The 12,355-nt window shown below is 64.9% G+C and carries 12 protein-coding genes; 5 read left to right on the top strand and 7 right to left on the bottom strand.

Annotated elements, in window-relative coordinates; translation table 11 throughout:
• The first annotated feature begins 87 nt into the window (after nt 1-87).
• Nucleotides 88-1,860: a hypothetical protein gene (locus AB5Y72_RS09190; RefSeq protein ID WP_325781886.1), complete on the top strand. Its 1,773-nt coding sequence runs from the start codon at nt 88-90 to the stop codon at nt 1,858-1,860.
• Nucleotides 1,861-2,012: 152 nt separating this feature from the next.
• A complete protein-coding gene (locus tag AB5Y72_RS09185) occupies nt 2,013-4,385 on the top strand; it encodes a M66 family metalloprotease (RefSeq protein WP_202211938.1) in 2,373 nt (790 codons plus the stop codon).
• A 99-nt stretch (nt 4,386-4,484) separates the two neighbouring features.
• Here the strand turns inward: AB5Y72_RS09185 and AB5Y72_RS09180 are convergent, their stop codons facing one another.
• Both AB5Y72_RS09180 and crp read right to left on the bottom strand, forming a co-directional pair.
• Complete coding sequence (locus AB5Y72_RS09180) at nt 4,485-5,285, bottom strand: putative RNA methyltransferase (protein WP_202211631.1); 801 nt, start codon at nt 5,283-5,285, stop codon at nt 4,485-4,487.
• 126 nt (nt 5,286-5,411) lie between these two features.
• Entirely contained in the window at nt 5,412-6,050 is a 639-nt protein-coding gene (gene crp, locus AB5Y72_RS09175) for a cAMP-activated global transcriptional regulator CRP (RefSeq protein WP_010673237.1), read from the bottom strand.
• A gap of 372 nt (nt 6,051-6,422) precedes the next feature.
• On the opposite strand from crp, the gene AB5Y72_RS09170 reads away from it, so the two are divergent.
• Nucleotides 6,423-6,827, top strand: a complete 405-nt coding sequence (locus AB5Y72_RS09170; protein WP_042074974.1) for an OsmC family protein — start codon at nt 6,423-6,425, stop codon at nt 6,825-6,827.
• Between the two features lie 48 nt (nt 6,828-6,875).
• Entirely contained in the window at nt 6,876-7,175 is a 300-nt protein-coding gene (locus tag AB5Y72_RS09165; protein ID WP_042074972.1) for a hypothetical protein, read from the top strand.
• A 69-nt stretch (nt 7,176-7,244) separates the two neighbouring features.
• Here the strand turns inward: AB5Y72_RS09165 and AB5Y72_RS09160 are convergent, their stop codons facing one another.
• The 3 genes from AB5Y72_RS09160 to AB5Y72_RS09150 all read right to left on the bottom strand — a co-directional run bounded on the left by AB5Y72_RS09160 (nt 7,245) and on the right by AB5Y72_RS09150 (nt 9,155).
• Nucleotides 7,245-7,778 (bottom strand): DUF4136 domain-containing protein, encoded by a 534-nt coding sequence (locus AB5Y72_RS09160; protein ID WP_202211630.1) that lies wholly within the window; start codon nt 7,776-7,778, stop codon nt 7,245-7,247.
• Between the two features lie 16 nt (nt 7,779-7,794).
• A complete protein-coding gene (locus AB5Y72_RS09155) occupies nt 7,795-8,664 on the bottom strand; it encodes a phosphoribulokinase (protein ID WP_043758373.1) in 870 nt (289 codons plus the stop codon).
• Between the two features lie 245 nt (nt 8,665-8,909).
• A complete protein-coding gene (locus tag AB5Y72_RS09150) occupies nt 8,910-9,155 on the bottom strand; it encodes a YheU family protein (RefSeq protein WP_042074967.1) in 246 nt (81 codons plus the stop codon).
• Nucleotides 9,156-9,244: 89 nt separating this feature from the next.
• On the opposite strand from AB5Y72_RS09150, the gene AB5Y72_RS09145 reads away from it, so the two are divergent.
• On the top strand, nt 9,245-10,396 hold the full coding sequence (locus AB5Y72_RS09145; RefSeq protein WP_202211629.1) for a GGDEF domain-containing protein: 1,152 nt from the start codon (nt 9,245-9,247) through the stop codon (nt 10,394-10,396).
• On the opposite strand, the gene AB5Y72_RS09140 is transcribed toward AB5Y72_RS09145, so the two are convergent.
• Nucleotides 10,378-11,361, bottom strand: coding sequence for a hydrolase (locus tag AB5Y72_RS09140; RefSeq protein ID WP_042074962.1), 984 nt, complete (start codon nt 11,359-11,361; stop codon nt 10,378-10,380). The genes AB5Y72_RS09145 and AB5Y72_RS09140 overlap by 19 nt on opposite strands.
• A gap of 58 nt (nt 11,362-11,419) precedes the next feature.
• On the bottom strand, nt 11,420-12,319 hold the full coding sequence (locus AB5Y72_RS09135) for a chemotaxis protein CheV (RefSeq protein WP_042074960.1): 900 nt from the start codon (nt 12,317-12,319) through the stop codon (nt 11,420-11,422).
• Between the last annotated feature and the right edge of the window lie 36 nt (nt 12,320-12,355).

Raw genomic sequence — 12,355 nt, 5'->3', positions numbered from 1 at the left:
CGCCGACGCTGTACCGGCAGGGGCCATCCGCCCCTGCCATTGCAACCAGAGTGTCCGAGCACTCATTCCCTATGAAGGACAGATCCCATGAAGAATCAACACCCCCTGTTTCGGGCGGGCGCCCCCCTGCTCGGCTGTGCACTGCTGGCACCGCTCGCGATGGCGCAGCAGAGCAGCACGACGGGCGCGTTTCGCAAGGACAACAGCGCCCCCCAGATCTACAGCCAGGAGGGGCTGGTCAACCATTTCGCCCAGCAATTGCCCTTGGGGGCGACCTTCGCCCCGCGGCTGATCGCCCGGGACGCCGAGAATGGGGATCTCAGTGCCCGCATCAGCCAGAAGAGCGGGGTCAATACCCAGGTGCCTGGCAACTATGTGGCCCAGTATCAGGTCAAGGACGATGGCCTGCCCGCGGTGGATGGCTTCAAGGGATGGGGGAGCACCACCACCACCTTCTCGCTGCCGGTCACCGTCTATGACCCGGAGCTGGAGCATCCCGTCAACCAGCTTGCCCTGGGGGCGCTCTGGGACGAGGGTCCCGTCATCAACAACAGCCTCCTCATGGCGGTGGGGGGCGAGCTGAGCCGTACCCTGTGGATCCCGGGTTCGAACCTGCCGCTGCTGGGGGATCGGCTGTCCATCCGGACCTTCCAGGTGAAGGAGGGGGTCTGGGGTGGCAGCAACCGCCAGTTTGCGCTGCGCCTCACCGATCCCGACAGCGGCGAGGCGCTCTATGACGGGCCCCTGGCCTTCAGCAGCGGGACCACCTTCACCCCCAGCGCCCCCATCCCGGTGCTGGCGGGACGGGATTACCACGTCACCCTGCGCTATCTGGCCGGTACCGGCCAGCAGGGCTTCAAGCGCAACGAGGCGGGGCAGTTCTGGCTCGGTGCCGAGGGAGTGCAGGAGCAGGCGCTCTATCCCTATGCCCAGGTGCTGGCCGATCCCGCCAACCGGCTCGCGTTCGACCCGGGTTTGAGCCGCCCGCTCAAGGAGAAGCTGCTGAGCAGCGCGGGGGGCGAGGAGGTGCTCCACATCCGCAAACTGCCGGGGGCCGAGGCCAGGGTGTTGAGCTACGCCATCGCGGATCCGGCACTGGCGACGCTCCAGATCCAGCCGGGAGAGGAAGAGGACAGGCTGGTGCTGAGCGGGCTGCAGGAGGGGGAGACCAACCTGGCGATCCTGGCCAACGGCGAACCGGTCGATCTGGTGCGCCTCGTCGTCACGGCGCCCAAGGTGGTGAGGCTTTCCTACAGCTACATCGCCTTCCCCGGAGAGACCCAGACCCACCTCTGGGATGACGGTGCCCTGATCCAGCGCGACATCGGCCGCCGCTACGCTCCCTACAACATCCGGCTCAGCTGGGTCGACAACGGCGTGCTGGTACACGAGTGGGACAAGGACGGTGACGGCGACTCGTACGAAGGGGATCGCTCCGAACAGGAGGCCCCCTTCTCCGAGGGCTGGATCCCGAACCAGGGGCAGGTCTTCTCCAACCTCTATGTGATCCGCAGATACAAGGATCCGGCGCGGGCATGTGGCGGGGCCGGGGCAGGGTCGTCCATGGGCATGGGGCCGGACGACGCGCCTCCCCGCGCCGGTTATCGCGCCGCCTGTCCCGGCAACGCCACCGAGCTGGGCCAGTCCCTGACCCTGGCCCACGAGCTGGGCCACAACCTGGGGCTGTGGCACGCCAAGGACACCGATCCCAATGGCGCCGCCAACCTCATGTATGTCGGTCGTCAGGAGGGGATCTTCTTCGCCCCCCAATGGCGGGTGATCCACCAGACCCTGAGCCGCCGAATCGCCGCGGGGGATCCCGGAGTGAGCGAAGACGGGGCCCCTGACCAGAACCGATGAGCGTCATGGGGCGATGACAGGTTCTGGATGGACCTTTCCTCCCCGGCACCGCGACTCACCTCCGAAGAGGGGGGCAAGGCCGAGGCGTTGCCACCCGCTTCATCAGGCTTACCACAACAGGGCATGTGGACATGCCCGCCACAATGAGAACCATAACAATGAAAAAAACACAGCTAGCCAGCCTGATCCTGACCGCCCTGGCGAGTGGCCCCCTGTTGGCCGCCGTCCAGGCTCCCGCGTCCTTGCCCTTCAATACCCAGCCACCGGTAAACGAACTGCAAGGCTCCCTGGCGGCGCAGGTGCAATTCGCCCAGAGCCAGATCCTGCCGGCCCATGTCGCCGAGGGAGACAACCAGCCCAGGCTGACCGCCCTGCGCAAGAGCCTGTTGCTGGTCAGGCCCCTGCAAGCCGAAGCCGGCGTGCCGATGACGGTGACGGCGCGAGATGGCGCCGGGCAGACGCTCGGGACGCTCACCCTCAACCCCCCCGGACAGTTGCCGAAGACGGCCTATTACCTCGAGGGTTCGCCGGAGGAGGGGGTCGACTTCACCCCGGGGCCGGGCACCAGTGGCCTCATCGACAGCAGCAGCGAGCTGGCCAGACTCAGCGACCCCGCCGGAGCCTTCCTGCAGAGCAAGTTGCAGCCCCACGCCCTGGTCACCATCCAGACCGCGGATGGCCGCTGGGTGCGGGATATTCATCTGCCGGTCGGGGCCGAGCTGGCGGGCAAGATGGTGCGGCTGGCCTCCAACGCCGGTTACAACTCGACCATTTATTACAGTGGCCGCCAGGTGACCCTCTCCCGCGGCCAGAGCCTGCAGTTCAAATTCGTGGCCGGCCAGTGGATCCGTGACGGGGAGCTGGAGAACAACGGCATCCGCTACGCGGCCGATGCCTGGAGTGCCGTGCTGCCGGCGGACTGGATCCGGCCTGGCCTGGCGCTGCAACTCAGCCAGGGCGGGCTCAGCGGCGAGCTGACGGATCTGCAGGTCGGCGCCCCGAGCGAGCTGCTCATCCACACCATCGACATCGGCATGCTGACCACTCCCCGGGATCAGTTTGCCTTCGCCAGGGATCCCGAGGCCCACCGTGAATATTTCCAGACGGTGCCGACCAGCCGGCTCATCGTCAGCCAGTACGCCCCCCTGTCGCTGCCGGAGGTGATGCTGCCAAACGGCACCCTGCTCACCGACTTCGATCCCAGCCAGGGCGGCTGGCACGAGGGCACCATGCGCCAGCGCATCGGCAAGGAGCTGATCTCCCACGGCATCGACAACGCGAACTACGGCATCAACAGCACGGCCGGCGAAGGGGAGAGCAGCCATCCCTATGTGGTGGCCCAGCTGGCGGCCCACAACAGCCGGGGCAAGTACGCCAACGGCATCCAGGTGCACGGGGGCTCGGGGGGCGGCGGCATCGTCACCCTCGACAGCTCCCTCGGCAACGAGTTCAGCCACGAGGTGGGCCACAACTATGGCCTGGGGCACTATGTCGGCGGTTTCACCGGCTCGGTGCACCGTAGCGCCGAGGCGGTCAACTCGACCTGGGGCTGGGACGGGGATCGCAATCGCTTCATTCCCAACTTCGGCCCCGCCCGCACCGGCCAGAGCGCCTGTCTCGACGGTCAGTGCCAAGCACCGTTCGAGGGCCACGCGTTCGGTTTCGATGCCATGGCGGGCGGCGCGCCCTTCTCCGGCTTCAACCGCTTCACCCTCTACACCCCGAACTCGGCCGCCATCATCCAGCGTTTCCTCGAGAGCAAGGCGGTGTTCGATGCCACTTCCCCGACCGGATTTCGCAAATGGGATGCCGCCACCGCCACCATGGTGCCCTACCAGCACAGGGTCGAGCGGCTGGAGCAGATCAGCGCCCCGGTCAATGACCTGAGTGAAGCCAGGCTGGCGGCCCTGCTGGCGGAGTATGACCTGGTCAAGGTAGCCATGTGGGACGGCAACTGGACGCGCAACATCCAGGCGCCGCCTGCCGGAGCCGGGAATGCGGGGCACATCCTGACCGTGGAGCACAGTGCCGGCTACAACAGCATCCTCTTCATCAACGGCCAGCAGATCACCGTCTCCCGTGGCTTCAAGAAGAGCTACACCTCGGACGGCAGCCGCTGGCACGAAGGGCCTGTGGTGGATACTCGGGTGGCGCGCAAGCCGCAGGCATTCGGGGTGCCGGTGACGACCCTGGTGGGCTATTACGATCCTCGCGGGTTGTTGCCGAGCTACCTCTATCCGGCCTTGCACGGCGCTTACGGTTTCGGCTATGGGGATGACGGGGAGCGGATCGGGGCGGGGGATTGCCAGCTGCAGGTGGAGACCCGGGATGGCTTGCTGCACTTCCGGCTCGCCAATCACCGGCTCAATGCCGGCGTGATGAACAAGTTCCATGTCAACGTGCCCACGGCCAGCGAACCACGGAGCGCCGCCGTGATCTGTGCCGCCCGTACCCTGGATCAGAGGCCCGTCCCGGCGCCGGGGGCGGCACTCTCCTTCACCGTCAACGGGCGTCCGCTCGAGTAGGTGGCCTCCCCGTCAGACCAGGGGCGAGCACGGCCCATACAGACAAAAATGCCAAACAAAAGGCCCATACGGGCCTTTTTTTCATCCGGAATGGCGCGCTCAGAGCGGCTTCTGCCACAGGCTCAGCAGCAGATCCTGCTCGAGCGCGTCAGGCCCCTGATGGGTGAAGGCATGGCGCTGCTCGCCGCTGGCGCGCCAGCCGAGGCGGCTGGTCTCCAGAATGTGTTCGCGCAAACCTTGATCCAGCGCCGTGCTGAACTGGCTGCGCTGCCGGGCAACCGGGGTGAGCCCGGCGAGGCTCGGCCAGCTCAGGGGGTGTTCCATGCTCACCGGGTTCAGGCTGACGCGCAATTGCCACTGGTGGCGAGGACCCGGCTGCACATGGAGCAGGTAGCCGCCCGGCGCCAGCCAGTTGACCAGCTGCTCTGTCTTGACCTTGAGGTCGTTGACCAGCAACACCTGGGCCTTGCCTGGTTGCAGCGGGGCGCGCGCCGGATCGGCGATGACGAACTGAGCCTCAGGCTGCGCCTTGTTGGCGGCGAAGATGGCGTTCTTGGCGATGTCGAACCCGGCGAATTGCCAGCCAGGGAGGCGCTCGGCCAGGGCGCGGCAGTAGTAGCCCTCGCCACAGCCCAGATGGATCAGCTCATGCTCCCCGAGTGGCGCAAGCAGCTCGACCATGGCCTCCACCAGGGGCAGCTGGTGGCCCTGCTCCAGGAAGCGGCGCTTGGCCCGCAGCAGGGCCCGGCTGTCGCTGTCCTTGGGGTTCTTGGTGCCGGGGATGAGGTCCAGATAACCTTCAGGAGCGGGATCGAAGTGGTGCTTGTTGGCGCAGTAGCGGCCCTTGGAGGCGTCATGCAACTGGAGGGGGCTGCGGCAAAGGGGGCATTGAAGGTGCATAGGTGTTCTCTTGGCGAAGGCCATGTCGGCGGGGGCGTTCGGGATTATAGGGGAGAGGATCAGAAAAGGCTGCCGTGGCAGCCTTTTTATCCAACGGCGCTGTGCGGGCGCCGTCGGGGAACCCGATCAGCGGGTACCAAACACCACTATGGTCTTGCCGTGGGCGGAGATGAGCTCCTGCTCTTCCAGCATCTTGAGGATGCGGCCGACGGTTTCACGGGAGCAGCCGACGATCTGGCCGATCTCCTGGCGGGTGATCTTGATCTGCATGCCATCCGGGTGGGTCATGGCATCCGGCTGTTTGGCCAGGTTGAGCAGGGTCTGGGCAATGCGGCCGGTCACGTCCAGGAAGGCGAGGTTGCCGACCTTCTGGCTGGTGTGCTGCAGGCGCTTGGCCATTTGACCGGAGAGGCGCATCAGGATGTCCGGGTTGACCTGGATCAGCTGGCGGAACTTCTTGTAGGAGATCTCGGCGACTTCACAGGCGCCTTTGGCACGTACCCAGGCGGAACGCTCCGGATTCTCGTTCTCTTCGAACATCCCCATCTCGCCCAGGAAATCCCCCTGATTCAGGTAGGAGAGGATCATCTCCTTGCCTTCGTCATCCTTGATCAGGACGGCGACGGTGCCCTTGACGATGTAGTAGAGGGTTTCCGCTTTTTCACCGGCGTGGATCAGGGTGCTCTTGGCGGGATACTTATGAATGTGGCAATGCGACAAGAACCACTCGAGGGTGGGATCGCTTTGCGGTTTGCCAATGATCATGAGACTTCCTCTGTAGTGTCATTTTTATGGACTGTGCGTCCAGGCAAGTTGCCAAGCTTGCCATTCCTTACTCTTTGGTCGCAGTAGAATAAGAGCCTTTGCCTGTGCTGACAAGGCTTTGGGGTTTTGCCGTCCACCGGTGAGCCGCCATCTGCTGCGTCGTCCGGGGCATTCTAGGCAAGAAGAGGGGGTCGGATGTTGATTTCGATCTATTTCCCCCCGGGTCTGCGGCAGTTTCGCAAGGTACGGCCGGGACGGCACGGGCGGGTCGGGATCCCGCGACGATGCAGGATGACGAGTCATGTGCCACTCGACCCCTGCTTGAGGTATGCTATGGGCGTCAGAACCGTCGTCATTGAGAGGAAGTGAGAGATGAAAGCCAAGGTCAGCTGGGTCGAAGGCATGAAGTTTGTGGGCGAGAGCGAGTCCGGTCATCAGGTGACCCTGGACGGCGCCAACCCGGGGGAAGGTGCCAGCCCGATGGAGATGATCCTGCTGGCGGTTGGCGGGTGCAGCTCCATCGACGTGGTCTCCATCCTGGAGAAGGCCCGTCAGACCGTGACCGCCTGCCATGTGGAGCTGGAAGGGGAGCGCGCCGACTCCGTGCCCCGGGTATTCCAGAAGATCCACCTCAAGTTCGTCGTGACCGGCAAGGGTCTGGCCGAGAAGCAGGTGGCCCGTGCGGTGGACCTGTCCATGGAGAAATATTGTTCCGTTTCCCTGATGTTGGAAAAAGCGGTAGAAATTACCCATAGTTATCAAATTCTTGAAGCTTGACAGTCGTAGTTTGTCCCGTCGATAACGCCATGACATAAGGAAAGTGCGATGAAAAAAATGATGATGTTGCTTCCCCTGTTCGGGCTTGCCGCCTGCAGTGCGCCGCAGCCGACCCAGTATCAATACAGCCAGTATCAGTGCGGGGAAGAGCTGCTGGGGATCACCTATGATGCCCAGGCCGACATGGTGCAGTTCCCTTATGCCGGCGTGTATCACAAGCTGGGGCGCATCGAGTCGCCCAAAGAGATCGCCAGCTATTCCGACGGGGTGACCACCTTCTCCCAACAGGACAAGCAGGCTACCCTGGTCAAGAGTGGCGTGACCCAGCTCACCTGCGAGCTGAAATGATCCTCATGCCGTCACGGCGTGTATGCAAAACGGCCTGCTTGAAGCAGGCCGTTTTGTTCTGGGGCGGGTTTATCGGGCGGGCAGGGCGCCCAGCAGCTGGGCGGCGAGCTGCTGGCTGAGCTGGCTGCGGGCCTCCTCGGCGACGGGCACGTCGCTGGCGAGCTGGATGGCGCTGCTCCACACCGTCTGCTGGGTGCGTCTGTCGAGCAGCAGTATGGCCAGGGTGCCCTTGCGAGCATCGGCGGCGGCATTCAGACCCGGGGTCATGCCGAGGCGGGAAAAGACCTCCCCGTCGCTCATGTCCTGGCTGCCCGCCACCCCGATGGCGACCCAGACGTCGGCGTCATCCAGGGGCACGCTGCGCCAGCCCTTGCCGTCGAGTTCCCGGGTCACGGCCTGCTGTACCGGCTCCAGCCAGGGCGCGGCGCTGTTGCCCGCATACTGGAACTGCTCGGCGAGTGCATAGCGTGGCGTCGCCCCATAGGGCCAGTTGTCTGCCGGACGCACCACCATGGTGCCCGTTTCGACGGTGGGGGCCGCGGGGCCCGTGCTGCAGCCGCCCAGCAGGGCAGCCAGTGTGAATGAGAGAAGTGCACCGCGCATCGATAAGCTCCTTGGCTCAGGTGATCTTGCCCGTTTCGATCAGTTGCTGGATCAGGGGGCGCAGGATCAGCTCCATCGCGAAACCCATCTTGCCGCCCGGCACGACTATGGTGTTCATCCTGGACATGAAGGCGCCGTCTATCATCGACAGCAGGTAGGGGAAGTCCACCTGCTTGATGCCCCGAAACCGTATCACCAGCATACTCTCGTCCAGGCTGGGTATCACCTTGGCGCTGAAGGGGTTGGAGGTGTCGACGGTCGGTACCCGCTGGAAGTTGATGTGGGTGCGGGAGAACTGGGGCGTGATGAAGTTGATGTAGTCGTCCATGGAGCGGACGATGGAGTCGGTCACCGCCTCCCGGGAGTGGCCGCGCTCCGAGGTGTCGCGAATGAGCTTCTGGATCCACTCCAGGTTGACGATGGGCACCACGCCGATGAGAAAGTCCACGTGCCGCGCCACGTTGTGCTCGTCGGTGACCACGCCCCCATGGAGCCCCTCGTAGAACAGCAGGTCCGTCTCGCCCGGCAGATCCTGCCAGGGGGTGAAGGTGCCCGGCATCTGGTTGAAGGGCACCGCCTCGTCGAAGCTGTGCAGGTAGCGCCGGTACTGGCCGGTGCCGCTCTGGCCGTACTCCTGGAAGAAGGACTCCAGCAGCCCGAAGTCGTTGGCCTCGGGGCCGAAGTAGCTGATGTGCCGTCCCTGCTCCCGGGCCTTGCGGATGGCGACATCCATCTCGGGCCTGGTATAGCGGTGGAAACTGTCCCCCTCGACCACGGCCGCCTTGTACCCGAGCTGGTGGAACATGGAGCGAAAGGCGTTGGTGGAGGTGGAGGTGCCGGCACCGGATGAACCGGTGACCGCGATGATGGGATGCTTGGCCGACATAGAATTCTCTCTTCCTTGGGAGTTCCGTTATAAGGGCTGGCCCAAAGTGCGGTCAAGTGCGCCGTCTCGTCGCACTATCCTCCGGCCGGCTCTGCCAGCCTGGCGCACAGTGTGCCTCGCACCGGGGAGATGGCGGCCCACGGGCGGCCTTCCCGGCGGGCGCCGCGCCCCGGCCGAACGCCGGATGGCCAGAGGAACAGGGAAAAACGGACGAAGATTCTTCAGCCCGGGTCCCCCATCCTGTGTCATTCTTGCTGGAAGTCGTCAGTCGACGCCTTGCTTAAATGAGTCTTGTGCACGACGTTGACGCTCTCGTGCAACTCGCTGTAAACGAGCACGGCGCTGCCTTGTTGTAATTGTTGCCGGACCTCTTCGACCTTGTCGGCCAGGCTGACATCCTGCTCGCCATACTCGGTGCCCTCTTGCAGGACAAAGTGCTCGAGCAGGTTGGTGAGGGTGTCGGGATCCAGTTCTTGCCAGGGGATAATCATGGTTTCATCTTCAGTCAGTGGAGTGCGGATATTGTCGGTGTCTCGCCGGCCAGCGCAAGGGGTTTGTCACGGACCGGGCAAGGGGTGGTATGTATCCTTCTGAAGCCCGCCGCCCCTCGGGTCAGTTCGAACAGCACCTGTTCGATGCCCGCCGCCACGCCCTCTGCGCCGGACTGCGCTGGTTCTGGGCCATCAACCTGATCGCCATCCTGTTCCTGCTGACCCGCTTCCACATCTACCAGGAGGCGCACCTGGTGCTCGTGGACCGCCTGCCCTGGTCCTACGAGTGGCAGCTCCTCGCCATGGCTGGCGTCTGCCTGCTGTTTCCGCTCGGTTGGCGCTGGCTCGCCCGCCAGCCCCACGTCCTCTGGCAGGTCTCCCTGTGGGCCTGCGCCCTCGGCTGGGGCCTGGCCTGGGCTCTGGCGGGCTACACCATCTCGATCGTCGATCTGAAGGGAGGCTTCAGCTTCATCTTCAACATGGTCAGCCTGCTGCTGCTGACCGGCCTGATCGCGGCCTATTGCGACGTGAGACTGTTTTACGCGCTGGTGTTCGCCCCTTTGTTGTTTCTGCTGCTGAGGGCCTCGTGGAGCCCTGAGCCCTTTGTGCTGGTCAACATCATAGTGGTCTGCATGCTGCTGGTCGTGCTGGAAACCGGGCGGCGCATGCTCAACGGCTGGTTCGAGCTGGCCGTGTCGAGGGAGTATGACAACCTGATGCTGGCGCACAAGATGAATGCCATGGCCCACCGGGATCCCCTGACCGGCCTGGCCAACCGTCGGCACTTCGATCAGGTATGCAAGCGCGCCATCGCGCAGGGCACGACCCTGGAACTGCCGCTCACGGTGATCCTGCTCGATGTGGACTTCTTCAAGCGCTACAACGATCGCTACGGCCATCAGGCGGGGGATGCGTGCCTGATCCTGGTGGCCGAGTGCCTGGAGGAGAGCGTGCGTGAGCCCGGCGATCTGGTGGCCCGCTACGGCGGGGAGGAGTTCGTGGTGCTGCTGCAGGAGACGACGCTGGACGGTGGCCAGGAGGTGGCGGAGCGCATTCGCGCCACCCTGGCGGCCCGGGCGCTGCCCCACGAGGACTCCGACGTGTCGCCCTACCTCACCCTGAGCCAGGGCATCGCCCAGTGGCGTCCGGGGGAGAGCCTCGTCATGCTGCTCGAGCGGGTCGACGGCGCCCTCTATCGGGCCAAGGAGGAGGGGCGCAACGGTTATCGCATCGCGCCCTGAGTCTGCTCCTGCAGCCACAGGCTGATGCGCTCATCCAGCCAGAATCGGGGCCGCCAGGGGGAGCCGTGCAGGAAGCCCACGTGGCCGCCCCGTCGACTCAGCTCGTAGCGCACCTGGGGGGAGAGCTGCTCTGGCCCCGGGATGACGGCGCCAGTCATGAAGGGATCGTCGGCGGCGTGGATGACCAGGGTCGGGATGGGAATGCGGGCCAGCAGACCCAGACCGGAGCAGGTCTGATAGTAGTGATCGGCGCTGGCGAAGCCGTGAAGTGGTGCCGTCACCTGCTCGTCGAACTCCCGCAGGGTGGCGATGCGCGCGATCTGCGCCGGTTGCCAGCGGGCCCGGGCGGTGGCCAGATGCCGGATCTTGCTCTGCAGATTGGCCCGCATGGTGCGCAGCAGATAGCGCTGATAGACCCGTGAGAACCCCTGATTGACCCGATCGGCACAGCTTGCCAGTTGCAGCGGGGCCGAGATCACCACTGCGGCCTTCAGTTCGGCCGGGCAGGCGCGCGCCAGCAGATTGACCAACATGTTGCCCCCCAGGGAATAACCGATGGCGATGAGCGGCTTGCCGGGGAAGCGCCGACCCAGCTCGGCGATCACCGCCTCTGCATCCTCGATGGCGCCGGAGTGGTAGGCCCGCAGCAACCGGTTCGGCTCGCCGCTGCACCCCCGAAAATGCATCAGCACCGCCTCCTGCCCCTGCCGTTGCAGATGGGCGAACAGTCCCTTGGCATAGTGGGAGTGAATGCTCCCCTCCAGCCCGTGAAACAGCACGATCAGCGGCCCCGGGCCCTGGCTGACGTCGCCGCTCCAGGCGAGATCGACGAAGTCGCCATCTGCCAGCTCGAAGCGCTCCTGAATGAAGCGGGCCGGCGAGCGGCGCAGCCACTTGGGCAAGATGGTCTGCAGGTGGGCATTGCGGGCCCACCAGGGGGCGTGGAAGTGGCTTTCTGTCAGCATGGGATGACTCGGAACGACGGGAATAGATAGAGGCGGCGAGCCAAGGCCCGCCGCAACATCAGGCCGGCAGGTGATCGTGGTGCTCGGCACCGCGCAGCATGGCCTGGATCAGCTCGTTGGCTTCAAACTTGGTGAGCGCCTCGTGGGCCCCGACCTGGTGGGCCCGCTCCACGCTGATCTCGCTGGAGAGGGAGGTGTGCAGGATGATGTAGGCCTCCGCCAGCCTGGGGTCGCTCTGCACCTCGAAGGCCAGCTCGTACCCGTCCAGCCCCGGCATCTCGATGTCGCTCACCAGGATGTCGATCCGCTTGCCCTGGGTGGCCCTGGCCTGCATCAGGGCGAGGGCGTCGCGGCCGTTGGTGCAGACCTCGTAGGGAATGTTGATGTAATCCAGCGCCGCCATCAGCTGGCGGCGGGCGACGGAGGAGTCGTCCACCAGTAGGATCCGCATCGGCTTGAGCCGCTCGCGCTGCACGTCGGTCAGCACGGGGTAGAGGTGGCTGGGATCGTCCGGATAGACCCGCGACAGGATGAGCTCCACGTCCAGCAGCTGGATCAGCTGCTCCCCCACCCGGGTCACGCCGGTGACGAACACGTTCTGCCCGAGGGAGGGGGGCGGCGGCTCGATGTCACGCCAGTTGCACTCGGTGATCTTGTCGATGCCCCGCACCAGGAAACCCACCAGGGTGCGGCGGCAATCCGTGATGATGATGAAGCAGTGGGGCATCTCCTCCCTGCTGATGGGGCGATAGCCCACCGCCATGGCCATGTCGATCACGGGGATGGTGGTGCCCCGCATGCTGGCGGCCCCGAGCACGGTCGGATGCGACTGCGGCAGGGCGGTGAGCTGGGTGTAGGGCACTATCTCCTTCACCTTGAGGGTGCCGATGGCGAAGGATTGTCTGGCAGAGAGGTGGAACAGCAACATGCCCTGGGATTGGTTGGCCTTGCTCGTCATGGCGGATGTCCTGTTGATCTAGTCGGTGACGGTCAA

Origin of the sequence: Aeromonas sp. R7-4, assembly GCF_040908055.1 — a bacterium.
Lineage (GTDB): Bacteria > Pseudomonadota > Gammaproteobacteria > Enterobacterales > Aeromonadaceae > Aeromonas > Aeromonas sanarellii.
Note: the sequence above shows the minus strand (reverse complement) of the source record. Positions and strands in the feature narration are given on the sequence as shown.